The organism is Nonomuraea harbinensis (assembly GCF_019396385.1).
GTDB classification, from domain to species: Bacteria; Actinomycetota; Actinomycetes; order Streptosporangiales; family Streptosporangiaceae; genus Nonomuraea; species Nonomuraea ferruginea.
Genome location: NZ_JAHKRN010000078.1, coordinates 1 through 23,500 on the forward strand (window position 1 = coordinate 1; position 23,500 = coordinate 23,500).

26 protein-coding genes and 1 pseudogene are annotated in these 23,500 nt (G+C 69.8%); 10 read left to right on the top strand and 17 right to left on the bottom strand.

All coding sequences use genetic code 11. The annotated features are described in order from the left end of the window. The first annotated feature begins 61 nt into the window (after nt 1-61). The gene (locus KME79_RS41660) at nt 62-1,408 is read left to right on the top strand and encodes a DUF2254 domain-containing protein (RefSeq protein WP_308249241.1); all 1,347 of its coding nucleotides are present in this window, start codon (nt 62-64) and stop codon (nt 1,406-1,408) included. Nucleotides 1,409-1,811: 403 nt separating this feature from the next. Here the strand turns inward: KME79_RS41660 and KME79_RS45910 are convergent, their stop codons facing one another. Genes KME79_RS45910 through KME79_RS41680 form a run of 4 tightly spaced genes read right to left on the bottom strand, consistent with a single transcriptional unit; the run spans nt 1,812 to nt 5,527 of the window. Continuing rightward, on the bottom strand, nt 1,812-3,206 hold the full coding sequence (locus KME79_RS45910) for a glycosyltransferase 87 family protein (RefSeq protein WP_219551621.1): 1,395 nt from the start codon (nt 3,204-3,206) through the stop codon (nt 1,812-1,814). Then, nucleotides 3,203-4,216 carry an NAD-dependent epimerase/dehydratase family protein gene (locus KME79_RS41670; RefSeq protein WP_219551623.1) on the bottom strand — a complete coding sequence of 338 codons (1,014 nt, stop codon included), beginning with the start codon at nt 4,214-4,216 and terminating at the stop codon, nt 3,203-3,205. Before KME79_RS41670 ends, KME79_RS45910 begins: the two co-directional genes overlap by 4 nt. Continuing rightward, entirely contained in the window at nt 4,216-4,866 is a 651-nt protein-coding gene (locus KME79_RS41675; RefSeq protein ID WP_219551625.1) for a TIGR04282 family arsenosugar biosynthesis glycosyltransferase, read from the bottom strand. The genes KME79_RS41670 and KME79_RS41675 overlap by 1 nt, the downstream gene beginning before the upstream one ends. A 1-nt stretch (nt 4,867) precedes the next feature. Continuing rightward, complete coding sequence (locus KME79_RS41680; RefSeq protein ID WP_219551627.1) at nt 4,868-5,527, bottom strand: glycosyltransferase family 2 protein; 660 nt, start codon at nt 5,525-5,527, stop codon at nt 4,868-4,870. A gap of 333 nt (nt 5,528-5,860) precedes the next feature. Between KME79_RS41680 and KME79_RS41685 the strand changes: the two genes are divergently transcribed. Beyond that, a complete protein-coding gene (locus tag KME79_RS41685; RefSeq protein WP_219551629.1) occupies nt 5,861-6,472 on the top strand; it encodes a methyltransferase domain-containing protein in 612 nt (203 codons plus the stop codon). A gap of 234 nt (nt 6,473-6,706) precedes the next feature. Here KME79_RS41685 and KME79_RS41690 read toward each other — a convergent pair whose 3' ends face one another. Beyond that, nucleotides 6,707-7,378, bottom strand: a complete 672-nt coding sequence (locus KME79_RS41690; RefSeq protein ID WP_246641309.1) for a class I SAM-dependent methyltransferase — start codon at nt 7,376-7,378, stop codon at nt 6,707-6,709. 23 nt (nt 7,379-7,401) lie between these two features. Between KME79_RS41690 and KME79_RS45915 the strand changes: the two genes are divergently transcribed. Further along, nucleotides 7,402-7,629, top strand: a complete 228-nt coding sequence (locus tag KME79_RS45915; RefSeq protein WP_246641313.1) for a hypothetical protein — start codon at nt 7,402-7,404, stop codon at nt 7,627-7,629. On the opposite strand, the gene KME79_RS41695 is transcribed toward KME79_RS45915, so the two are convergent. Then, complete coding sequence (locus tag KME79_RS41695; RefSeq protein WP_219551633.1) at nt 7,600-8,097, bottom strand: GbsR/MarR family transcriptional regulator; 498 nt, start codon at nt 8,095-8,097, stop codon at nt 7,600-7,602. The genes KME79_RS45915 and KME79_RS41695 overlap by 30 nt on opposite strands. 143 nt (nt 8,098-8,240) lie before the next feature. Here KME79_RS41695 and KME79_RS41700 point away from each other — a divergent pair, with 143 nt between their 5' ends. Further along, nucleotides 8,241-8,906: a DUF998 domain-containing protein gene (locus tag KME79_RS41700; protein WP_219551635.1), complete on the top strand. Its 666-nt coding sequence runs from the start codon at nt 8,241-8,243 to the stop codon at nt 8,904-8,906. 69 nt (nt 8,907-8,975) lie between these two features. Here KME79_RS41700 and KME79_RS41705 read toward each other — a convergent pair whose 3' ends face one another. From KME79_RS41705 to KME79_RS41735, 7 genes are all read right to left on the bottom strand, one after another. Then, nucleotides 8,976-9,497: a hypothetical protein gene (locus KME79_RS41705; RefSeq protein WP_219551637.1), complete on the bottom strand. Its 522-nt coding sequence runs from the start codon at nt 9,495-9,497 to the stop codon at nt 8,976-8,978. 35 nt (nt 9,498-9,532) lie between these two features. Further along, nucleotides 9,533-9,934, bottom strand: coding sequence for a VOC family protein (locus KME79_RS41710; RefSeq protein ID WP_148030814.1), 402 nt, complete (start codon nt 9,932-9,934; stop codon nt 9,533-9,535). Nucleotides 9,935-9,952: 18 nt separating this feature from the next. After that, nucleotides 9,953-11,542, bottom strand: coding sequence for an FAD-dependent monooxygenase (locus KME79_RS41715; RefSeq protein ID WP_246641301.1), 1,590 nt, complete (start codon nt 11,540-11,542; stop codon nt 9,953-9,955). A gap of 59 nt (nt 11,543-11,601) precedes the next feature. Next, the gene (locus tag KME79_RS41720; RefSeq protein WP_219551639.1) at nt 11,602-12,414 is read right to left on the bottom strand and encodes an SDR family NAD(P)-dependent oxidoreductase; all 813 of its coding nucleotides are present in this window, start codon (nt 12,412-12,414) and stop codon (nt 11,602-11,604) included. Between the two features lie 17 nt (nt 12,415-12,431). Continuing rightward, nucleotides 12,432-13,661 (bottom strand): serine hydrolase domain-containing protein, encoded by a 1,230-nt coding sequence (locus KME79_RS41725; protein ID WP_219551641.1) that lies wholly within the window; start codon nt 13,659-13,661, stop codon nt 12,432-12,434. Between the two features lie 135 nt (nt 13,662-13,796). After that, complete coding sequence (locus tag KME79_RS41730) at nt 13,797-14,207, bottom strand: Rossmann-fold NAD(P)-binding domain-containing protein (RefSeq protein ID WP_219551643.1); 411 nt, start codon at nt 14,205-14,207, stop codon at nt 13,797-13,799. 57 nt (nt 14,208-14,264) lie between these two features. Further along, a complete protein-coding gene (locus KME79_RS41735) occupies nt 14,265-14,801 on the bottom strand; it encodes an FAD-dependent monooxygenase (protein WP_219551645.1) in 537 nt (178 codons plus the stop codon). A gap of 119 nt (nt 14,802-14,920) precedes the next feature. Here KME79_RS41735 and KME79_RS41740 point away from each other — a divergent pair, with 119 nt between their 5' ends. Continuing rightward, entirely contained in the window at nt 14,921-15,820 is a 900-nt protein-coding gene (locus KME79_RS41740) for a LysR family transcriptional regulator (RefSeq protein WP_219551647.1), read from the top strand. 493 nt (nt 15,821-16,313) lie between these two features. Here the strand turns inward: KME79_RS41740 and KME79_RS45920 are convergent. After that, nucleotides 16,314-16,538: pseudogene (locus KME79_RS45920) on the bottom strand (transposase); the annotation flags it as partial. A gap of 280 nt (nt 16,539-16,818) precedes the next feature. On the opposite strand from KME79_RS45920, the gene KME79_RS41750 reads away from it, so the two are divergent. Continuing rightward, nucleotides 16,819-17,616 carry a TrmH family RNA methyltransferase gene (locus KME79_RS41750; protein WP_308249240.1) on the top strand — a complete coding sequence of 266 codons (798 nt, stop codon included), beginning with the start codon at nt 16,819-16,821 and terminating at the stop codon, nt 17,614-17,616. Then, on the top strand, nt 17,613-18,344 hold the full coding sequence (locus KME79_RS41755) for an rRNA methyltransferase (protein WP_219551651.1): 732 nt from the start codon (nt 17,613-17,615) through the stop codon (nt 18,342-18,344). Before KME79_RS41750 ends, KME79_RS41755 begins: the two co-directional genes overlap by 4 nt. Before the next feature lie 40 nt (nt 18,345-18,384). Here KME79_RS41755 and KME79_RS41760 read toward each other — a convergent pair whose 3' ends face one another. From KME79_RS41760 to KME79_RS41770, 3 genes are all read right to left on the bottom strand, one after another. Then, nucleotides 18,385-19,218 (bottom strand): IS3 family transposase, encoded by an 834-nt coding sequence (locus tag KME79_RS41760; RefSeq protein WP_219551653.1) that lies wholly within the window; start codon nt 19,216-19,218, stop codon nt 18,385-18,387. Beyond that, nucleotides 19,215-19,580, bottom strand: a complete 366-nt coding sequence (locus tag KME79_RS41765) for a transposase (protein WP_219551655.1) — start codon at nt 19,578-19,580, stop codon at nt 19,215-19,217. The genes KME79_RS41760 and KME79_RS41765 overlap by 4 nt, the downstream gene beginning before the upstream one ends. A gap of 142 nt (nt 19,581-19,722) precedes the next feature. Then, on the bottom strand, nt 19,723-20,352 hold the full coding sequence (locus tag KME79_RS41770) for a hypothetical protein (protein WP_219551657.1): 630 nt from the start codon (nt 20,350-20,352) through the stop codon (nt 19,723-19,725). Nucleotides 20,353-20,541: 189 nt separating this feature from the next. Here KME79_RS41770 and KME79_RS41775 point away from each other — a divergent pair, with 189 nt between their 5' ends. The 3 genes from KME79_RS41775 to KME79_RS41785 all read left to right on the top strand — a co-directional run bounded on the left by KME79_RS41775 (nt 20,542) and on the right by KME79_RS41785 (nt 23,376). Continuing rightward, nucleotides 20,542-20,790, top strand: a complete 249-nt coding sequence (locus tag KME79_RS41775; protein ID WP_219551659.1) for a hypothetical protein — start codon at nt 20,542-20,544, stop codon at nt 20,788-20,790. Nucleotides 20,791-20,963: 173 nt separating this feature from the next. Next, the gene (locus tag KME79_RS41780; protein WP_219551661.1) at nt 20,964-22,685 is read left to right on the top strand and encodes an IS1634 family transposase; all 1,722 of its coding nucleotides are present in this window, start codon (nt 20,964-20,966) and stop codon (nt 22,683-22,685) included. Nucleotides 22,686-22,809: 124 nt separating this feature from the next. Beyond that, nucleotides 22,810-23,376, top strand: a complete 567-nt coding sequence (locus tag KME79_RS41785) for a hypothetical protein (RefSeq protein WP_219551663.1) — start codon at nt 22,810-22,812, stop codon at nt 23,374-23,376. Nucleotides 23,377-23,500 lie beyond the last annotated feature (124 nt).

The window sequence follows — 23,500 nt, forward strand, 5'->3', positions numbered from 1 at the left end:
TGACGGCCCGCACGACTTCGGCCCGCAACTCGGGCGGATATATCCTCGGCTTCTTCGCCACGTGCTTCCTTCCCGGACTGTCTCTGACCCTACTTGGGTCCGAGTCCGGAAGGTTCGGGGCACCTCAGGTCTTGCTCTGGGTCTTGGAGTGGGACTACCCCGACTGGATGCGAGGCTGGGACCCGACCTCCCCTCGTGGGCGGCGCCCTACCTGTTCGGCGGGGGTGCCAGCGCGGCCCGGGCAGTGCTGGGCGCCATCGCCGGTTCTCTCATCACGGTGACGTCGCTGACCTTCTCCATGACGGTGGTGGCCCTGCAACTCGCGAGCAGTCAGTTTTCGCCGCGCCTCCTGCGCACGTTCACCCGGGACCGGGTCGTCCAGTCCACCCTGGCGCTGTTCCTGGCCACCTTCACCTATGCCCTCACCGTGTTGCGCACGATCCGATCCCCCGGCGAGTCAAGGGACATCTTCGTGCCCCAGATAGCGGTGACCACGGGATTCGTCCTGGCTCTGGTCAGCGTTCTCGCCCTCGTGCTGTTTCTCGCGCACCTGGCCCGGGAGTTGCGGGCGGAAACGACGTTGCTCAGGGTGCACGCCGAGGCGAACGAGACCATCCGCCGGGTCCTTCCGCCGCGGAGTTCCACGTCGCTGGATGTGACACCCGTGTCGCCGCCTCCTGACACGTTGCCCCTGCGCGCTGGGGCCTCCGGTTTCGTGCTGAGGATGGATGAGAGCTCACTGCTGTCCGCGGCGGTGGAGGCCGACGCCGTCCTGCTCATCGACTGCTGTCCGGGCAGCCTGCTGGTCGCAGGAACCCCGCTGGGAGCCGGCTGGCCGCGTGCCGCGGGATCGTTCGACACCGATGTCGAACTCCGGCTCACCCGGCAGGTCTCCAGGGCGATAAGCACGGGGCCCGAACGCACCGCGGCTCAAGACGTGACGTACGGGCTGCGGCAGCTCATCGACGTGGCCGTCAAGGCGCTGTCGCCGGGGATCAACGATCCCACCACGGCCGTCCACGCCCTGGGCCATGTGTCGATCGTCCTGTGCGAGCTGGCAGGCCGTCAGCTCGGGCCACGGCCGCTGCGTGACGAGCGGGGCGACGTACGGGTCATGCTGTATCAGCCGAACATCGCCGACTTGCTCACGATGACGCTGGTGCAACCCCTCCACTACGGCGCTCACGACTCCACCGTCCTGGCCCAGATGTTCTCCCTGCTGCGTGACCTCGCCTGGCACGTTTCCGCCGACCAGCGCCCGGCAATCACCCATCAGCTGGAGGTCCTGCGCGCCCAAGCCGCCGGGCAACGATTCGGATCGAGGGAGATGGCGCGTTTCGACATGCTGTCCACTCAGGTCGAACAGGCACTGGCCGGCCGCTGGGCACCCGCGTGGATTCCGTCGTGAATGCGACGGGGCGGCGACCGATCGATCTCGCCTACCGGCTCCGTGACTCTCCGGCCAGGCTGTGGATGTCCTCCAGGAGGCCTCGTGCGGCGGATCCGGCGCGGCCCGTTCGACGGCCTCCGCGACGGAGCGGGCGGGCGGCCGGGAGAACAGCTTGGGGATCACCGACCACAGCTTGGCCGGCAGCCCAGCAGTCCCCTGCCGGGGCTCGTACGCGGCGTACGACACCAGCCCGGTGATCGCGACGAGGGTGATCCCGGCCAGCAGGACCAGTCCGAGCACCGAGGTCAGCCAGCGGCCGCGGAGCGGACTGCGCCAGAACTCCGGCCGGAACGACCCGGGCGGCCCGCTCCACCCGGAAGCGGTCTTTCCAATGCCACGCCCTCGCACCCATGCGGCACTATCAGGCCGTCCGCCGTGCTGCCGGTGAGGGACGGACCACGCGTACGACCACCCCTGCGGCCACCGCCAGCGCGGCAAGGGCGTAGGCGACGGTCCCCGAGCCGGTGCCCAGGTACGCCGCGCCGCTCGCCAGCGGGACGCCGAGCCACTCCCACCGGCCGTCGAGGGCGACCAGCGCGACGACCAGCACCGCGTACCAGGAATAGCCGGGTGTGAACACGAGGAACCCCACCCCGGTCACCACCAGCGCGCCCTGCCACGGCCGGTCCGCGTCACCGTGGCGGAGGACGTGGAAGATCGCGATCCCGACGATGACCAGGGCCGCGGGCAACGCCCACGAGTCGGGAAGGACCAGTCGCAGCAACGCATACCGGTCCCTGCTGCCGGCATCGTCGTAACCCTCCTCGGTCAGGTACCCGAAGAGGTATCCGAGTACCGAGCCGCGCGAGGCGAGCGCGTACGGCAGATAGGCGAGCGCCACGACGAGGGCGGCGGGGCCGAGCACGGCCAGAGTGTCGAGCATCCGGCGCGCCGGCGTCCTTCCGTCTGCCGCGAGGACCCCGGAGAGCGCTCCGGGGACGGTGACGGCGGGCAGCAACTTGGCCGCGGCCGCCGCGCCGAGCAGCGTGCCGCCGAGGACCCTGTGCCTGTTCACCGTGGTCAGCGCGATGACGGTGAGCAGGACGCCGAGCCCGTCGACGTGGGCGTTGTTCACCAGTTCGAGCGGGACGGCGGGACACCACGCGTAGCAGGCGGTGTACGCCGGAGCGTTACCCCGGGTGCCGGCCCGCCGGCCGAGCGCGATCAGCAACACGGCTGAGGTCGCGAGCGCCAGGAGCGCACCGGCGATCTGCAACGGCTTGTGCCGTGCCCCTTCGGGAGAGAGCCCGTGCACCAGCAGGAAGTACGCCTCCGCCAGCGGCGGATAGATCGTGTGCACGCCGGGACGGTTGATCCGGGTGCACGACGCGACCGTGTCTCCGGAGGGGATCGGGTAACGATCGGGCCCCTCGCAGCCATCGCCGCTGGGGAAGAGCCAGCGGTCACGCAGCCGCGCCAGCGCCGCCTCGGCCGGTGTGTGATCGTAGGGCGAGACGCCCGCGGCCTGCACCCGTCCGTCCCAGACGTAGCGGTAGGAGTCGGTGCTGGTGGCGGGCGGCGAGAGGAGGCCGGTGGCGGTCACGGCGATCCCACCGGCGATCAGCAGGCACGTCGCCTGGCGTGTCGGCAGCCCGCGCACGGCCCATATGGCCGCGTAGAAGAACGCCCACGCGAGCGCGTACGGCCAGAACAGGCCGCGGCGGTCCGCCGGAACGGCGTCCTGGCCGATCGCCCACGCGAGCGTCCCGGCCAGGGCGACCAGCAGGACGGCCGTTCCCGCCGTGCGGCGGATCACGCCGGGCAGGCCAGGGGTGCGGTGGCGAACTCCTTCATTCCCTCGTCGAACCCGATCCGGGCGTGGAAGCCGAGCTCCGCGCCCGCCTTGTGCGGAGCTGCCACGATGTGCCGGACGTCACCCAACCGGTACTCCCCCGTCGTCACCGGCTCCGGCCCGCCACGCTGACCGGCCAGTGCCGCCGCCAGGTCGCCGATACTGCGCGGCTCCCCGCTGGCGATGTTGAACGCGTCCAGCAGGCCTGGCCGGCCGCCGGAGAGCGCGGCGACGTTCGCGCGGGCGACATCGCGGACGTGGACGAAATCCCGCAGTTGCCCGCCGTCCTCGAACACCCTGGGTGCTCGACCGGCCTCCAACGCGGATCTGAAGATCGCCGCCACCCCGGAGTACGGCGTGTCCCGTGGCATCCGCGGCCCGTACACGTTGTGGTATCGCAACGCGACGGCCGTGCCGCCGGTCTCGCGCGCCCAGTTGGCGGCCAGATGCTCCTGCGCCAGTTTGCTGGTGGCGTACGCGTTGCGGGGATCCGTCGGCGCGTTCTCATCGATGGTGGCGTGGACCACCTCCGAGTCGCACCGGGGGCAACGAGGTTCGAAGTGCCCGCGTGCCAGAGCGGCGGCGGAACGCGGCGCGGGCCGTACCCGGCCGTGACCCGGGCAGTCGTAGGCGCCCTCGCCGTAGACCACCATCGAGGAGGCCAGTACCAGCCGCCCGATCTCGTGCCGGGCCATCGCGGCGAGCAGCACGGCCGTGCCGTACACGTTGACCGAGGCGTAGTCCGGCAGGTCGGCCACGTTCACGCCGAGCCCGACCTTGGCCGCCTGGTGCACGACGACGTCGGCCCCTGTCATCGACCGGTCGAGCGCGGCGCCGTCGCGCACGTCGTCGCCGGTCCTGAGGTCGAGACGGATCACCTCGTGCCCGGCCGCTTCCAGCGCCTCCGTCACATGGCTTCCGATGAACCCGGCCGCGCCGGTGACCAGCACCTTCGCCTCGCGAGAAGGGGTCATCACGACACCGCCGTCCCGGCGAGCGCGGCGGCGAAGCGGGAGTGGGGAGCCAGCGCCGCCACCTCGATCGCGTCCGCCATGGTGTCCACGTCGGTCAGGCAGGGCAGGCAGGCGACGCTCATCCCTGCCTCGGTCAGTCTGTTCAACTGGATCTCTCCCGTGATCGGCTCGGACATCGGCACACCGAGCAGCAGATCGGGGTCGGGGGCGCGCAGCCCGAGCAGCCAGAACCCGCCGTCCGTCGCGGGGCCGAACACCGCGTCGTGGGCGCCGAGCAACGACACGGCGTCGGCCAGCAGGCCGGCGGTCACCTGCGGGGTATCCATGCCGATGAGCACGATCGGGGTGGGCGAGAGCCGGTGGGCGTCGTCGAACGCGGCGGCGAGCCGTTCGTCCAGGCCGTCGCCGCGCTGCGGGACGACCGTGAACCCAGTGGGCAGCCACGCCCCGGGAGACCCGTCGAGAGCGATCACGCGGCGGGCCCCCGGAACCCGGGCGACCGTCCGCAGCGTATCCTCCAGGGCGGCGCCGGCCAGTGCCGCGGCCTCGCGCGGCGTGCAGGGCGGGGTCAGGCGGGTCTTCACTCTCCCTGGTACGGGCTCCTTGGCGATCACCAGGAGTTGCGCGCCGTCGGCATGGTGCGAACTCACGTCATACCGCCCTGTCTGCCATGACCCGGCGCATGTCACCGATCGTCCGTAGCGTGCCGCGCACCGTACCGGTCACCTTCGACCTCCCCGTACGGGCCAGATAGTCCACCTCGACCTCGGCGATCCGCCAGCCGGCCGCACCGGCGCGCAGCACCATCTCCAGGGGGTAGCCGAACCGCCGGTCCACCAGTTCCAGAGCCGCCAGGGCGGCGCGTCCGCACGCCCGCATCGGCCCCAGGTCGTGCAGGTCTGCGCCGGTACGGCGGCGCAGCTCGCGAGCCAGCACGGCGTTGCCGAGCCGGGCGTGCACCGGCCAGGAGGCGCCCGGTCCAAGGACGCGGCGACCGAGGACAAGATCGGCCTCACCCGCCCGGACCGGGCCGGCGACGCGCGGCAACTGCCCAGGATCGAGGGACGCATCGGCGTCCATGAAGCACACCACGTCCGCCGTCGCGGCCGTCAGCCCCGCGTGGCACGCGGCGCCGAATCCGGGCCGGGGCTCAGCCACCACCATCGCGCCGAACTCCGTCGCGACTCTCGCGGAACCGTCGGTCGAACCGTTGTCGACCACGATCGGGCGGAAGCCGGACGGCATCCGCCCGAGCACCCAGGGCAGGGCCGCCTCCTCATTCAGACAGGGCAGAACCACGTCGATCTCCATGGGCCGACGCTAACGCGGCGACAGCGCCGTTCTTCTTACGAAAGGATGACGTCGTTCCGGGAAATGACCGGCTCGGGTCCGCGGAAACACAGTTTCATGGTCGGCCTCGCGGTTTGGGCCGCTGGGCCCCGTGCCCTGGCAGGACATGCGACGTGTCCTAATCGGTCATATGTTGGCTTTCCACTGAGGGCATGTTGGACGCACTTTTGCCCGACGGTCGTGGCCTCGTGCCGTAACAGCCTCGTAAGGATCGGCTCCGACCCGTCGGGGTAGTGTCTGCAGCGTGATCATCGGTAGCCGTGCGAACGTCGTCCTCCACTGGGGAAAAGCCGCGTGATCGGCGCTTTCTATGAAGACTGTCTCAAAGGCGGAGACGTAGAAATCGAATATTCCGACGGCCTGATACGACCGCTCTCCGCCGAGCGCTGGCTCCGGTACAACGAGGGCGACGAGCACATTCTGGCCCGATGCGGCGGCCCCACGCTCGATGTCGGTTCGGGACCCGGAAGACTGACCGTTGCGCTCACCCGGATGGGGATTCCCGCCATGGGCATCGACATCGCGCCGTTGGCCGTGGAGCTGACCCGCCGCGCCGGCGGTCTGGCGCTGCGCACGTGCGTCTTCGAGCCCCTTCCAGGGACCGGGCGGTGGGCCGAGGCGCTCCTGGCCGACGGCAACATCGGCATCGGCGGCGACCCGGCAGCCCTCCTCCGGCGCATGCGCGAGCTGGTCAGGCCAGGAGGCACAGTGATCGCCGAGCTCTCACCACCGAGGTCACCGAGCAAGGTCCAGACCGTACGGCTGCGCCAGGCCGGGCGTACGGGCGACTGGTTCACCTGGGCGACCGTCTCGATCGACGATATCGCCACCCTTGCCGGGCGATCCGGGTTCCCCACCGTCGAACGCTGGAACGCGGCGGGGCGATGGTTCGCATCCCTCTCATGACCCGTCCGGCCGCGCGGCCCCGCGCCCAGCCGACGACGGGGTGCCCAAGGTGACCGCCAGCCTGCTGCGCGCGGAGAAGGCGGCCCAGCGCATGAAAGAGAGCCAGGCCCGCATCGGCGACGCTCATCGAGGGGCGGCCGGCCGGGACTGAACCGGTCCGGGGGCGGTCTTACGAACGCTGATCCAGCTCGCGTCCCTGGGGTTGCGCCTCCTGCTGCGTGACCTGGGCGGCGGCTACGGCTTCACGGCCTCGACGAAGCGCTCGAGATCCGACACCGTCAGCTCCCGCGCGGCCAGCTCCCCGGCCGGCGCCAGGTAGCGGTGCCGGTATTCGGCGCCGCCGACCTGCTCCCGCTCGATCCAGCCATAGCGTCCCAGCAGAGCGCCCACCTCGTCCGGAACCAGGCCGAACCGCCACACCCGCCGCTTCGTCACGAACTCCTCATGCAGCGCCGCCGCCCCGTGGCCGCCGCTGTGCAGGAAGTCGGCCAGCACGTAGGTGAACAGCAGACGGCTTCCGGGGGCCGCCCGGGACAGAAACGCCAAGGCGGCGTGCACGGCCTCCTCGCTCAGGTACTGCGTGACCGCCTCCCACACGAACACCGCCGGCCGGTCGGCCTCAAAGCCGTGCACGGCCAGCGCCGTGGCCAGTACGTCGGCCAGCTCGGCGGTCTCGAAGTCGACCTCGATGAGCCGCACCCGTTCCGGCACGCCGCCGGGCAGCGCCCGCAGCCCCTGCCGCTTGCCGGCCACGTTCACCGGCAGGTCCAGCTCATAGGCCCGCCCGCCCGGCGGCGTCAACCGGCAGGCCCGGGTGTCCAACCCGGCCCCGAGCACCACCAACTGCTCGATCCCGGCGCCGAAGGCTTCGGCGACCTTGTCATCGGCGTACCGCTTGCGGCACAGCGGCGCAGACGGCGCTCGGCCCCATGGTGATCGCCGCCGTCGAGCAGTACGAGCCGCCCGGCCGGCGGCTGATCGAGGACGGGCTGGCGGCCGGGCTCCTGCCGGTGGCCGCGCGCGCTGCCGTGCGGGCGTGCCGGTGGAAGGCCGTGCGCGCGTGGATGGCCGGCGCGTCCGACCGGCGCGCGCCGGGGGTGTGGGGCGGCGTGCTGCGGGCCGTCGTGTCATGCGTCATCCCTCCGAAGTCCCTCTGAACGGTCCGGTTGCGAGGGTGGCGGCGGGGCGTCGTCGAACACCTTGGCCATCCACTCGAACATGGCGTGCGCCTGCCGCACCCGGGCGGACCGCTCCTCCGGGCCCTCCTCCTGGCCGGCCAGCGCCAGTCCGTCCCGGGTGATGTCCAGGAACGCGGCGATCGAGGCGATCTGCCGTTGCACCACGATCGACCAGGCGTCCTCGGCCATCCGGTAGTAGACGGTCCGCTCACCCGGCCGGGTTCGCCAGGCGAGGAATCCCATGCTGGTCAGCAGCCGCAGGTTGGAGGTCAGGGAGGCGCGGCTGGCGCCGATGGCCTCGCTGATCTGCCCCGCCGACTGCTCGGCCGGATCGCAGATCATCAGCCAGCCCAGCACTCGGCCGGCGATCGGCGGCACGCCGTCACGCGCGAGATACATGGCGATCCGTTCCGCCCACTCCACCTGCTGATCCCGTCGGCTGGTCATGCATCCTCCCCTCTTGCAGCTATTTCAGTACGAGCTAAAATACCTGCATTGATCAAGGATGCGCCCGGCTGGGGGTGCTGTGGTGAGCCAGGAAGTCTGGTCGGCCCGCGACGCCGTCGCGGAGAAACAGGAGGACTTCCCGCATGACCACCCGCACCCTCAACGCGCTGCTCGGCAGCGGGGTCGTCGCCGGTGTGCTGATGCCGGTGCTGCTGTGGGCCGACGGCGCCACCCGCCCGGGCTACAGCCTGTGGCACCACGGCGCCAGCCAGCTCGGCACCGGCGAGCGCGCCTGGCTGCAGACGATCAACTTCACCCTCGGCGGGCTGCTTCTGGCGGCCTTCGCACTCGGGCTGCGCCAGGTGCTGCGCGCCGGTCGCGGCGCCACCTGGGGACCGATCCTGCTCGCCACCGCCGCGGTCGGCCTGGTGGTGGCCGGGCTGGTGCCGACCGACCCCGCGCTCGGTTATCCGCCCGGGCAGCCCACCGGCGTCACCACGAGCGGCCTCATCCACCAGGCGGGCGGCTTCGCGCTGTTCGCCGGGCTCAGCGCGGCCGCCTTTGTCCTGGCCCGACGGCTGCGCGAGCACAGCCGCGGCTGGGCGCGCTACTCGCGCCTGTCCGGTCTCCTGATCATCGCCTTCGCGTTCGCCGCCGGCATCGCCTACCGGCTCGACACCCTCGGCCGATGGCAGCCCGCCCCCGCCGGCCTGCTCGAACACCTGTCCCTGCTGACCGGCTTCTGCTGGATCATCGCCGTCGCCACCCACCTGCTGCGCAGGCGCATCCCTGACGACACTTCCAGATGATCAGCTTTCCGAAGGCGCCCGTTCCAAGATCACTATCTGGGTGTCGATGCTCGAAGAAGCGACGCCCCTCTAACCGGCCAGGATCTCGGTGACGACGACATACAGCGCCCACAGCGACAACCCGGCCATGATGACGATCTCGCGCCAGCCGAGGGCGGGCCTGGCCTGGATGGCGTACGACATGGTGATGTTGGGCGCCGCCGGCGCGGGCGGGCGCCTGTTCTCGGCCAAGGGCTCGTTGAAGCGGTGGATGAAGATCTGGATGAGGTTCATGCCGGCGACCAGCCCCGCCGCGAAGCTCAGCGCGCTCAACCCGGCGGCGAACTGCAGGGCGATGATGGCCACGACGCACAGCAGCGTGAGGGTGTCGTAGATGCCGATGAGGCGCTGCGAGCGCGCGTAGTAGGCGGCGATCCGCTTGATCCGGACGTCATAGGGGACCAACAGCCACAGGCCGAACATGGCCAATGCCTGCAGGTCGCGCCGCTGGTCCTTCCAGCGGCCCAGCCCGGTGAGGAAGCTCTGCAGCTTCTGCAGCGCCGGTGCGTCCGGGTCCGTGGCCCGTGGCGCCAAGGCGGCGGCAACGGGCATCTGGGCTCGACGAAGGTGTGGCAGGAGCAGCGACGCTAACCGTGGCGCGTCACCGCCAGGGTGCGCAGGACGCAGAACTCGTTGCCCTCGGGGTCGGCCATGACCACCCAGCTTCGGTCTGGGCCTTGGCCCACGTCTCTCTTGGTGGCGCCGAGGCCCAGCAGTCTGGTCACCTCGTCGTCGGTGCTGCCGTCAATGGGGCTGATGTCGAGGTGGAGCCGGTTCTTCACGGTCTTGCCCTCGGGCACCTGAATGAACACCAGGGTGGGCGGCATCTGACGGGCCCGGACTTCCTCGATGGTCGGCTCCCAGGAGCCTATCTCGACCTTGCCCTCGTTCCGGTCGATCACCTTGAAGTCCAGGACCGCGCACCAGAAGGCCGCGAGTCTCTCCGGATCGTGGCAGTCGACGGCCAACTCGGTGAATCTACTGGTCATGTCTCAATTCCCTCTGTTTCACAACGTTCCGAACCATGCGGAGAGTGCCTCGCGCAGCGGGGGCATGGCGCTGTCCGTGGATTCGTCGAGGCCGGCGGCCCAGGCGACGTGGCCGTCCGGGCGGATCAGCAGCGCGTCAGCCGGCCGATCGTCGGTCTTGGCGGTGTGGACGTCGAGGAGATGCCGCCAGTCCCGGGCGATCTGGCGGAGCTCTGGGCGGTCGGCCAGGTCGAGGAGGACGGGCCGGGCGGTGTGCAGGAGGTCGGCGACGCTGGTGACGCCCTGGTCGGTGTGCAGGGTGAGGTCGGGGGCGAAGGTGCCGGTCAGCGGGTGGTGGTGGGAGCCGGGCATCGGGTAGCGGATGTCGGTTCCGGCGACCAGGGCTCCCATCCGGCGTAGCGGCTGCTCGTCGGTGAGCAGTTCGGTGAAGACGTCACGGAGTGCTTCGGCGGCCGCGTCGTGCCCGCGCCGCAGGGCTACCTGTGCTCGGGTATGGAGCAGGGTGCGGGCGCCGGCCAGGTGACGTTCGGTGTGGTAGGTGTCCAGCAGGCCGGCCGGGGCCGTGCCGTGGAGGTCGGCGGCCAGCTTCCAGGCCAGGTTGACCGCGTCCAGCATGCCGGCGTTGAGCGCCACTCCGGTGGCGGGGAACAGGTGTGCCGCGTCGCCGGCGAGCAGGATGCGACCGGCACGGTATCGCTCGGCCTGGTGGGCTTTGAAGGTGAACCGTGACAGCCGGGTCGATCCGGCCAGGGGCAGGTGTGCGCCGAGCACGCGGTGGACGCTGTCCTGCAATTCGGCCAGGGTCATGGGGACGTCGTCGTCGTACTCGGTGGTCTCGTCCTCGACGGTGTAGAGGGAGACGGACTGGGTGCCGGGTGAGGAGCCGACGCCGAGCAGGCCATGGCTCGTGCGGGTGAAACCGGCGCGGATCGTGCCGAAGCCGGGGATGTCGAGATCGCCGTTGCCCAGAACGGTGACCGTGTGGGGCAGGGTGACCTGGGCCAGGCGGTTGACCTCGGGATAGGTGGTGCCGGGGAACGGAATGCCGGCCCAGCCACGGATGCGGCTGCGCGCGCCGTCGCACCCCACGAGGTACCGCGTGCTCGTCCGGTAAGGGCCGTCCGGGCCGCGCACGTCCACGGTGACGGCGTCGTCGTCCTGGCTTACCCCGGTCACCTCGTGTCCTCGGCGGAGGTCGACGCCGAGTTCGCCCGCTCGTTCGCCGAGCAGCCGCTCGAGCAGTTGCTGCGGCAGCGGCAGGGCGTGCATCGGGGGATCCGGCAGCTCGGTGAAATCCAGGTGCACGCCGCCGAACGGGAACCGGGGAGCCGGCGCAGGGCCGGTGCAGGCCGCTTCGAAGCGTTCCAGCAACCCCCGGTAGCGCAGCAGCTCCAGGATCTGCCCGCCCAGGCCCCCGGCCTTGGGGGTGTCGCGGGGACGCGGCTGTCGTTCCAGCACCAGCGGCCGCACTCCGGACAGGCACAGCTCGGCGGCCAGCATGAAACCCGTCGGACCGGCCCCCACGACGATCACGTCGGCGTCCCCCGCCGGCCGCTCCTCTCGCAGGTCTTCTTCCGCGGGCCGGGCGGCATCGTGGTGCTTCATCATCTATGACCTTTCGATCGTGTCGTTCGTCGCGTCGGAACGCGCGAATCGGGCCGGAGCTGTCAGCCGGGTGCCAGGCGGCTGAGGTGTTCCCAGGCGCGGTACTCTTCGGCCCTGGCCTGGTTCATCTGCTGAACCAGATCGAAGGACCGGCTGCCGACGATCAGCCGCAGGGGCGGGTCGGGCAGGTCCACGAGCCGCATGACGACCGGCGCGGCCGTGCTCGGGCCGGAACCCGCTTCGTCGCCCCACATCTCGGTCAGCTTCGCCCGCAGCGGGTCGTACGCCGGGTCGGGCATGGTGGCCGTCGTGCCGATCGTGAACAGGCCGGTGTCGTAGCCGCCCGGCTGGACGATGGTGACCTTGACGCCGAAGGGTTCGACCTCCATGGCCAGCGCCTGGCCGAGGGAGTCGATGGCCGATTTGCCGGCCGCGTACAGGCCGGCCGAGGCCATCCCGCCGCCCGTGCCCATCGTCGTCACCAGGAGGATGTGGCCCGAGCCCTGGGCGCGCAGGTGGGGCAGCACGGCCTGGATGACCCAGATCTGCCCGAGGACGTTGACGTCGAAGTGGGCTCGGATCTGGGTCTCCGTGGCCTCTTCAACCATGCCGTACAACATCGCGCCGGCGTTGTTGACCACGATGTCGAGCCTGCCGAACGCGGCCACCGCCCGATCCACACCCTCGTGCACCGCGGCGCGGTTGGAGACGTCGAGCGGAACGCACGCCAGGGTGTCGGGATGGCGGGCCCGCAGGTCCTCCAGCGGCGCCATGTCGCGGGCCGCGGCCACGACGCGATCTCCCCTGCTCAGCGCGGCCTCCGCGAACGCCCTGCCCAGCCCCCTGGACGCGCCCGTAATGAACCAGACACGCATGACACTCACTCCTTGCATCAGTCTTCGAGAGCCTGGTAGACGGTGGTCCAGAAGTCGCTCATCAGGTGGGCGGGGTCGGGCACGCTGTAGCCGAGCTGGCAGAGCAGGATGCCGGTGAGCTGGTTGGCCGGGTCGGCGTAGGCGGAGGTGCCGCTGCCGCCGTCCCAGCCGAACTGGCCGATCGGGGCGTAGTCGCCGCGGTAGGTGCGCACCGCCATGCCCAGGCCCCAGCCGCCCTGCTGGCCCTGGCCGAAGGAGATGTGCACGGCGTTGCGGGCCAGCGCGGTACGGGCGGCGTTCTGCTCCGGGGTGAGCCGGTTGGTGGTCATCAGCTCCACCGCCGGCCGCGACAGGATCCGCCGGCCCTCGTGAACCCCACCGTTGAGCAGCATCCGGAAGTAGGCGTGGTAGTCGTCGGCGGTGGAGACCAGGCCGCCACCGCCGCCCTGGAACGCCGGGGGCTTGCTCCACCTGCCGCCCTCGGGTTCGTCCCACGCGAGGAACTCGCCCGTGACGGGGTCGGGGGCGTACAGGGTGGGCAGCCGGTCGATCTGGCCGGCGGGCACGTGGAAGCCGGTGTCCTTCATGCCCAGGGGCTCGAAGATGCGCTCGCGCAGGAAGTCCTCGAAGCTCTGGCCGGTCACCCGGGACACCAGCACGCCGACCAGGTCGCTACTGATCTGGTACTGCCACTGCTCGCCGGGCTGGTGCATCAGGGGCAGCTCGCCCAGGCGGCGCATCCACTCGTCCTGTTCCGGAACCTCGGTCGGCAGGTTCGGGGTCAGCCCTCGCTCGAAGATGGCGTTCAGGATCGGGGTGCCCAGCGCGGTCATGTCCATGCCCAGGCCGAAGGTGGAGGTCAGCACGTCGCGGACGGTGATCGGGCGGCGGGCCGGCATGATGGCGTCCAGCTCGGCGTCGATGCTCTTGAGCACCTGCCGGCCGGACAGCTCGGGCAGCCACGGGTCGACCACGTCGTCCAGCCGCAGCCGGCACTCGTCCAGCAGCACCATCGCCGCCGCGATCGAGACCGGCTTGGAGGTGGAGGCCATCCGGAAGATCGTGTCGCGGCGCATCGGCGCGCCGCCGTCGTGCCGCATCGTGCCCAGCGTCTCCACGTGGGTCTGGCCGCCGCGGCTGACCAGGGCCACCAGGCCGGGGATCTTCCCCGAGTCGACATGCCGTGCCAGCACCTCACGCAGCCTGCGCAGCCCCTGCTCGGAGAAGCCGTTTCCGCCGATTGCCATGATCCTTGTCTCCTTGTCGTCATGATTGGTCCGCCGGTTCCGTTCCGATCCGGCGTTCGTGCGTTCACCCTCGCGAATGGGCCTGACATCGGGCCGTCGCCGCCCTGACGCCGCCGCTGACACGGCAGGGCCAGGTCAGCGGGCGGCCCGGCCGGGTGAAGGCCGCTCCGCGGCGAAGCCGGGAACATAGTCCTTGAGCCGCATCAGGTGCGGGCGGGCCGCCGTCGTGCGATCGAGCCCCTCCTGCGGAGGCGTGCCCAGGAAGAACTGGTCGGCGCCTTCGCGCCCCAGGTGCTGGTGCTCGGCGACGAAGCCGCGCGTCTCCCGCTCGCAGGCGGCGAACGCCCGCGCGTGGCCGCCGCCGGCGGCCAGCTCGCCGGCCACGATGTAGGCGCCGATCAACGCCTGGGAGGCGCCGCGACCCGACGCCGGCGCCGGCGCCGCACAGTACCCGGCGTCCCCGAGCAGCACCACCCGGCCCGGGAACCAGCGGTGCATCTCCACCTGGGCGTTCGCCTCGAAGAAGAGGTCCTTCGCCCCCCGCATCTCCTCCAGCAGGCGCCGGACCAGCGCCCGGCCACGATGCGCTTGTGCTGCCCGGCGTCATCGCGGTCGTAGGCCAGCGGCCCGGAGGCGATGTGCAGCGCCGCCCGGGCTCGGGCGCCGTCGCGGGTGCCGAGCACCGCGGTCGCCGTGCCCGGTACGCGGTGGACCCGGCCGCCGTCTTCGGCGCCGCAATGGCCGGGCAGGCCGAAGACCGCCGTGTCGAGGCCCAGGTGCCGGACAAAGCGCTCGGGCGGCCCGAAGACCAGCGAGCGGGTCCCCCGGATACAGCCCGTCAGCGCCGGCCACCAGGTCGTCCCTGAGGATCTCCAGGTCGCCCGCACGGACCGCCACGGGCAGCGCGGCGTACCCGTCCGCCATCGCCACATCACCCAGCCGCAGGTCCAGCGCTTCGGCCCGCTCCAGCAGAGCCATCCGGTCCAGCACGTCCAGCGCCTCGCCGCGCAGGCCCGCCGCACACCCGCCCGCGCGCACCCGCGGGGCGCGCTCCACCACGGTCGGGGTGAACCCGTGGTGGCGCAGCCAGTACGCCAGTACGGCCCCCGCGACGCCGGCACCGCAAACCAGGACGTCCATCCACGTGCTCCCTCGACCAGGCGAATCGTACGCATCGAGGATCAAGTACGGTGAACACCCGAAACAACGGCGAACCCCGAAAGATCACCTTCAGCGGGAGTGAACGGAGCAGGTCAGGCGTGGAACTGCGGGACATCGAGATCTTCCTGACCCTGGCCGAGGAACTGCACTTCGGCCGCACCGCCACCCGGCTGTGCCTGTCACCCGCTCGCGTCACCCAGGCGATCCAGAAGCAGGAACGGCAGGTCGGCGCTCCGCTGTTCGAGCGCAACAACCGCACGGTCCGGCTGACACAGGTCGGGCGGCAGCTCCGGGACGACCTCCGGCCGCTGTATGCCGGGCTGAGGGACAGCATGGAACGCGCCCAGCTCGCCGGCCAGGGCATCACCGGCATCCTGCGGGTCGGCATGCTCCCGCTCAACGCCCACGACCTTCGCCCCTACTGGGACGTCTTCCGCCTGCGCCACTCGCTGTGGAAGCTGCGCGTCCACAAAGCACAGGTGGGCGAAGCCTTTCCCGCGCTGCGGCGCGGAGACATCGACGTCCTGGTGAGCTGGCTCCCCGTCGACGAACCCGACCTCACCGTGGGGCCGGTCGTGTTCGCCGAGCAGCGCGTGCTGGCCGTCGCCACCGACCACCAGCTCGCCCCGCGCGCGTCGGTCTCGCTGGAGATGGTCTCCGACTTCCAGCACCCGCACGCCGACACCGGGCCCGGCTACTGGTACGACGCCTACGCCCCGCGCCTTACCCGGCGAGGCCGGCAGATCGAGCGCGGTCCCGTGGTGCGGGACGCGGAAGAGGCTATGACCCTCGCCAGCATGGACGGGCTTGTCGTGCTCTTCCCCGCCCACGTCACCCGCTACTGGGTACGGCCGGACATCGCCTACCTGTCGGTCACCGATATGGAGCCGCTGTCGTACGCGCTGGTGTGGCGGAGCGAGGCTGAGAGCGAGCCCATCCGGGCCCTGGCCGGGGTCATCCGCGATCTGGGCCCTCTTCCGTCGGTCCCTGCCCCTTGAGGTGGCCTCGGCGCCACAGCGACCGCGATCGCCGTCGCCATCGGGATAATCACGGCAGCGGAATCATACGAACGCAAGCCCGAGCACAGCGAGGCACACCTGAACTGGGCCACCGTGACCCTGATGACCAGACGGCTGACCAGGAAAAACACGCGACGGTGGGACAACCACCCGAAGTCGCACCGCCTCCGCCGCACAAACCCTGGACCAGGCGTACGTCGTCACGGCCTGCTGGCGGCGGCATGACCCGGCAGCCCGGTTCTGGTCGAACGTGATGCGTTTGCGGGTGCGCCATCCGGAGGCGATCTGCCGGTCGGTGCTCGCCTCCAGCCGGTCCAGCGCCGCCCGGCTCCGGTCCCGGGCCGCTGGCCAGCCGATCGCCGGCGGCGCTGGCCTGCTGGTCCCCGGCGACGTCGTCCTGCTCCTGGCCCAGATCGCGATCGGCGGTCAGCCGCAGCTCGCGCATGGCCAGCACCGCATGCGGCATCGCGGTGAACGTGCCGTCCCTGGCCCAGCGCCGGAACCGCGTGTACAGGCTCTGCCAGGACCCGTACCGGGGCGGAACGTCCCGCCATGCCGCACCGGTACGGATCTTCCACACGATGCCGTTCAGTATCCGCCGGTCATCCTCACGCGGACGACCTAACCGCGAGACAGGCAGAAACGGCCGCAGCTTCTCCCACTCCTCATCAGTGAGCTCATGACGCCGGATCACCACATCGTGATCCCCTACCTAGATCACTTTGAAGACACGACCTAGCTAGCGGGCGTCGCCTGGTCACGAAGGCGTCACCTGGCGCTGAGCGGCAGGACGGTCGGTGGCCGCGACGCTTGAAACGCTCCGGCGTAGTCGAGCTCTGCGAAGGGAGAGGCAGCCTGATCTCTCGGCTCAGCGAACCTCGCGCCACCGCCTGGATGCGGGGAGACACAGTAAGCGTGGGGAAAATCACCTTATTCTGTCGTTCGTGGGGAATCGAGGGCGTTCGGCGTCGGGGAGCGTGCGCATCACGCGTGCGAACGCGCGGTTCCCGCAGTGGCGGGCGCTGCTGAGCTATCGGGCCATGCGGCAGCGGGCCGGGCAGTTCGTGGTCCAGGCAGTGCGCCCGATCAGCCTGGTGGTGGAGTTCGGCTGGCCGGTGCGAGCGCTGATCGACCACGCCGAGCGGCCGCTGTCGAACTGGGCCGAGCAGATGCTGCAGACGGCCGGCGGCGAGCGGGTGGCCGTGGCCCCCGACCTGCTGGGTGAGCTGGGCGGCAACGACGAGGACACACCCGAACTGGTGGTGGCCAGCCCTGGGGACGCTGAGCTGTCCCGCATCCAGGTGGGCCCGTCCTTCCTGTGCGCGGTGTTCGACCGGCCGAGCAACCCCGCAAACATCTGGACGATGGCGCGCTCACTGGACGCTTTCGGCGGCGGAGGCCTGATCGTCACCGGGCACACCGCCGACCCCTACGATCCCCGATCGGTACGAGCCTTGCCCGGGTCGCTGCTGACGCTGCCGCTGGTGCGGTCCCCCTCCCGGCAAGTACTGGCATGGGTGGAGCGGCTGCGCGCCCAGGGGCAGCCGCCGGCGGTGGTAGGCACTGACGAGAACGGCACCTGCGACGTCGCCGAGCCGGGCCTGACCACCCTCACCCTGCTGGTCATCGACAACGAGACCAACGGACTGTGCGCGGGATGGCGACAAGCGTGCGGCACGATAACGCGCATCCCGATGGCCGGTTCAGCCAGCTCCCTGAACGTCGCCAGCGCGGCGACCGTGGTGTCGTACGAGCGTCGCGGCCCCACAGCATGACCTACCGTCACGCGATTGCCCGGACCAGCCATGAGGACCTGGCCAGCGGCGCGGTGCTGCATTCAGCCCCGGGCTATCCCGCGTTCCCCGTCCGGCTGGCCAGCGAGATCTTCCAGCGGGCGCTGGCTCTGCGCGGCGGCGACCAGCCCGCCGTGCTCTGGGACCCGTGCTGCGGCAGCGGTTACCTGCTGACCGTGCTGGCGCTGCTGCACCGGCGCCAGATCGCTGCGGTGCTGGCCTGCGACCTCGATCCTGAAGCGCGGAACCTGGCCGAACGCAATCTCGCCCTGCTGAGCCAGACCGGTCTGGCGGCTCGCGCCGCCGATCTCAAGGCCCGCGCTGCCCGCTTCGGCAAACCGGCCTACGACTCGGCCGCGCGTGCCGCCTGCCGTCTTGCCGCCGAACTCGACGCCGCCGGAGGGGACGTGCCGCACGCGGTGCGCCAAGCCGACGTGTTCGACCCTGCCCAGCTCCAGCGGACACTCGGCCAGCACGCACCCGACATCGTGATGACCGACGTCCCCTACGGCGAACAGACCCATTGGCGCGGTCCCAGCGCGGCGGCAGGGGTCAGCGGCATGGTCGAGGCTCTATCGGCCGTGCTCCCGCACGACAGCGTGATCGCGGTGACGGTGCGGGGCCGCAAGGTTCCCATGGACCGCGGGCCGCGGCCCCAGGCGTCCTTCAAGATCGGTACCCGAGCCGTCGCGCTGTTTCGAACCTCCTGACGTTCTCGTGTGTCAATCCCCTCAAAGCGTAGAGACGGTTCTATGCCACAGCGGCCCTCAGCTGGGCCGTTGACGCTTGCCGCTTCTCGATCATCTGCCGCTCGAATGTGATGGGTGGCAGCCCGTCGTTGGCGCTGTGCCGCCGGTTGGCGTTGTAGAAGTCGGTGATCCAGGTCGCGATCTTCAGGCGAGCTTCGGCCCGGGTGCGGAAGCGATGGCGGTGCACGTACTCGACCTTGAGCGTGCTGTTGAACGCCTCCGAGGCGGCGTTGTCGAGCGCGCACCCCACCCGGCCCATCGACTGCACGACCCCGTGCTTGCGGCATTCGGCCTGGTGGCGGGCAGCGGTGTACTCCGATCCGCGGTCGGAGTGGAAGATCACCCCGTCCACGTCCCCGCCCCGGACGGCCACCGCCATCTGCAGTGATGCCACCGTCAACGCCGCGTCGTGATGCTCCGACATGGCGTAGCCGAGCAGCCGGCGGGAGAACAGATCCTCGACGGTGGCCAGGTACAACGGCCCTTCATCGGTGTCGATCATCGTGCCGTCGCCCACCCACAGCACGTCCGGGGCGACCGCGGTGAACTCGCGGCCCACCAGGTCCGGGGCGGCCTTCCGCTTGCCCTGGCGGGTCAGCGACCGGCGCTTTTTCGGCGGCCGGCCGGCCAGTCCGAGTTCGGCCATCCGCGCCGCGACCGTGTTCTCCCACATCTTCCAGCCGCCGGCGTGCAGGTCCTGGGTGATCCGGGGCGAGCCGATGCGTTTCTTCCACTTGTAGAACCAGGCCTGTGACACCTCCAGCGCCCGGCAGGAGACGATGTGGTCGATGCCGTACTCGGTCTTCTGGGAGCAGATGAAAGCCGCCACGCTCACCGGCCCATCGCCTCTTTGACCCACAAGACCACGGAACGCTTGAGGACATCACGCTCGTCCTCCAGTTCCGCGCGGTCCTTCTCCCAGGCCGCCTTCTCCTTGGCGTGCTGCTTGACAAGCTCGGCCTTCTCCCGCCGTAGCCGGGCCAGTTCCTCCTGCTCCGATTCCTTCAGCGTCCCGCCTCCGCAGTCACCGCCGGCCTGCCCTGCCGCGAGCCGGTCCATCTGCACCCAGTTGTACAGCGTGTACTCATTGATCCCAAGATCCCGCGCGATATGCGAGACGGGCTTGCCGGTCTCCTTGACGATGCGTACAGCGCCTGCCCGGAATTCCGGATCAAACCTCCGCCTGGCGCCTCCCACGACCCAACCTCATCTCGGGTTCGGTCTCTACGCTACGAGGGGAAGCGCAGTTCATCCGGCTCACCACATAGGACACGGTCTAAGCGGTCGTTGATCGCCTACGACCACTGACTGTATTCACAGCCCTCTTGGCATCAAGTATCTAGTGGGAGACCACCGGTCGCCGGAGGGCGCGGGCCCGCCAGATCGGATACGTGACCGCGGTCAGGACGAAAAACAGCGGTGCCGGGTGGCCGAATACGAACACGGCGAGCAGGACGTCGGCCACGGGTACGAGCAGCACGAAGACTGTCACCCAGCCCGCAGGAGCGACCGTCCGCGAGCGCGACTCTGCCCAGGGAGTGCGTTTCCACGGTTTGGCCACCGACAACCACGCCTGGAAGGCGATGGCCGAGATCATCAGCAGCGTGGCGGCCAGCAGTACCACGTCGGTGTCGCGGGTGCCGTCGGCGAGCGCTGACAGCCTGGGGCCGAGCAGGAAGATCCCCGCGTACAGCTGGGACAGCGTGACGACGAACTTGATCAGCACCCACCAGTACCGGAAGTAGCCCCATTGGGTCATCGCGGAAAGCATGAGCCCGGTGAAGGCCGAGGCGTTGGCGAAGTGCAGGAGCACCTCGTTGTCGAGCAGGTGCGCCATACGGTAGCCGGCGCCGTCACCGGTGACGGCGCTGTAGGAGCCTAAGACGAGCAGGGCCAGCGCTTGGCTCATCCAGGACACGGAGGTCACGATGTGCATCCAGGTGAGAAGGTGGCGCGACGACGGCTTCATGTCCACTCCTTTTGATGCGTAGATAGACTACATGTAGATAGTCTACGCATGGTGATGAAGCCGATGCTCTGCCCGCCCACCTGAGGAAACCTGTCGATCAGGAGCCTGACCAGGCGTTACTGTTGCGGCCAACTCTCGTCGTTTCTCGCCGCTCTCGGTCCTCCCACGGAACAGAGCAGGAGGTTGCTCATGGCGATCCCCAAGAAGGATTCGCGGCTCATCACCGTCGACGGCACCGTCTTCCGCTGCCTGTTCCTCGTCAAGGGCAGCCAGCCCACCCTGCACCGCCGATTCAAGGCCCTGCCCTGGCGAGATGCGATCCTCAACGACCGTACCGACGAGACCGCGCACGGCCGCCGCGAGGGGGGTTCGCCCCGAAGTGTGGACACCGGCTGTCATACGGCGAGCAGCACTCTATCGGTGCTCTGCTGCTCATAGTCGATGGGGCTGAGGCCCGCGTTCCGCAGCTAATCCATGATCCAGGGCATGTTCGGGTGTGAAACCGCAGGTCGGTGGCTTGCGACTTGGTGGAAACGGCGAAAAGCCCTAGTGACACGACTTCAGCGATAACACCATCACGGCCTGCGCACACGCTGCTACGGTCTGGTGACATGTTCGTCAGGACAGCGAGCCGGAAGAACAAAGACGGCACCACGGTGCGATACCTCCAACTCGCCCATAACGAGTGGGACCCCATCGCCAAAGCCGCCAAGATGAAGGTCCTGCACAACTTCGGCCGCGAAGACCGGATCGACCGCGCCGCCGTCGAACGCCTGGTCGGCTCGCTGTGCCGGCTGCTGGACCCGGGCCGGGCCGCCGCCCTCACCTCGGGCGCCGAGCTGACCTTCATCGGCTCGGCCGCCTACGGCGGCCTCTACCTGCTCGACCAGCTGTGGCGTCAGCTGAAGATCGACACGATCATGAGGCGCATCCTGACCTCCACCCGGCGCAGCCCGTTCACCGAACGGGTGCTGTTCGCCCTGGTCGCCAACCGCGCTCTGGACGCCTCCTCCAAGCTGGCCGCCTCCCACTGGATCGGCCCAGGCGCCCACATCGACGGCCTGCCCGCCTGCAGCGACGACGCCTGCTACCGGGCCATGGACTGGCTGCACCAGGTCCAACACTCCGTGGAGCGCAAGGTGTTCGACCAGGTCGCCACCCTGCTCAACCTGGAAGTCGACCTGCTGTTCTTCGACACCACCTCCACCTACTTCGAGATCGACGAAGGCGATGAGCCGATCGCCCGCGACCAGCGCGGCGTCCCGCTTCCCGACCCCGGCAACACCGGCGAGGAGGACGGCGGCGGACCGGTGATGAAGGGCTTCCGCACCCGCGGCAAGTCCAAGGACCATCGCGACGACCTGCCGCAGATCGTCATCGGCATGGCCGTCACCCGCGACGGCATCCCCGTCCGCGTCTGGTCCTGGCCCGGCAACACCACCGACACCGCCCTGATCCGCCAGGTCAAGGACGACATGCGAGACTGGACCCTATCCAAGATCGTGTGGGTCGGTGACCGCGGCTTCGCCTCCGCCGACAACCGCCGCTACCTGCGACAAGGCGATCACCACTACATCATCGGCGAACGGCTGCGCTCGGGCTCGGCCGAGGCCAGGGCCGCCCTGTCCCGCCAAGGCCGCTACCAGGACGTGGCCGAGAACCTGAAGGTCAAGGAGGTCCGCATCGGCGAGACCGACCGGTTCGTGATCTGCTTCAACCCCGACGGCGCCGAACGCGATGCGGCCATCCGGGAACGTCTGCTCACCCAGCTGGAGGAGCTGATCGCCGGCACCGACACGCTCACCGCCACCAAACGCGCCGAACTGCGCGGCGTCATCTCCACCAAACCCGGCCTGAACCGCTACCTGCGCACCACCCCCAAGGGGCTGTTGCGCATCGACGTCGCCAAGGTCAAGGCCGAGACGAACCTGGACGGCAAGTACCTGCTGCGCTGCTCAGACCCGAAACTGCCGGCCGAGGACATCGCCCTCGGCTACAAGCAACTGCTGGAGGTCGAGCGAGGCTGGCGCGACATGAAGCAGGTCATCGACCTGCGCCCGGTCTATCACCGGCTGGAGGAACGCATCCGCGCCCACGTCATCTTGTGCTGGCTGGCCCTGCTGCTGATCCGCATCATCGAGACCACCACCGGCACCACCTGGAGGCGCATCCGCACCGAGTTCGGCCTCCTGACGGTGGCCACCTTCACCGGTCCGACCGGCACCTTCCGCCAGCGCGCCGAACTGACCAAGCCCCAGCGCGACATCCTGGCCAAACTCGACATCCCGACCCCAAAGAAGATCGTCGAAGCTACACCCGCCGCAGACGCCTGACCAGCCACGACGCTGGCACCTAGTGACACGCCGCATCAGCATGCCCGCAAGAATTTCCGCAGCTCAAGCCACAGATCTGTGTGCTTTTCTCGCTACACAGCTGCGGAACGCGGGGCATGGAGGCATGGACAAACTGTTTGCCGGTATCCGTGCCCCGTCCACGCTCGGCTCGTTCCTGCGATGCCTGAGGTGGGGGAACGTCCGCCAGATCGAGAAGGTCTCCCGCGAGTTGCTGGCCCGGCTGGCCGCGCATACGCCCCTGCTGCCCGCAGCCGGCACGGTTGCGTTCCTGGACGTGGACTCGATGCAGAAACGCACCTACGGATACGCCAAGCAAGGAGCCGGGTTCGGGCACACGAAAATCCAGGGCAAAAGCGTGCTCGTGCGCGGGTTGAACGTGCTGGCCTCGACCCTGTCGACGCCGCCGGCCGCGCCGGTCATCACCGGCACCCGGCTACGCGGCGGGAAAGCAGGCTCGGCCCGTGGCGCGGAGTCGTTCGTGGCCGAGTCGATCACGGCTGCGCGGGCAGCGGCGCTACCGGCATCCTCCTGGTACGCGCTGATTCGGCGTTCTACGCGGCAGGCGTCATCGCCGCCTGCCGCCGTGCGGGCGCGCACTTCTCGGTCACCGCGAAGATGGACCCATGATCACATGACCGGCTCTACGAATTCACCTTGTGTAGCACGATAACGGCGATCTTGGCGCCCGGGAACTTGCGTCAGCGTGATCCGATCGCTTTGAGGTGGCCGTGACAGGTCGGCGACGAAGGTGATGGTCTTGGCTGGCAGCCGCAGCCGAACCTGGTAGGCAGCGG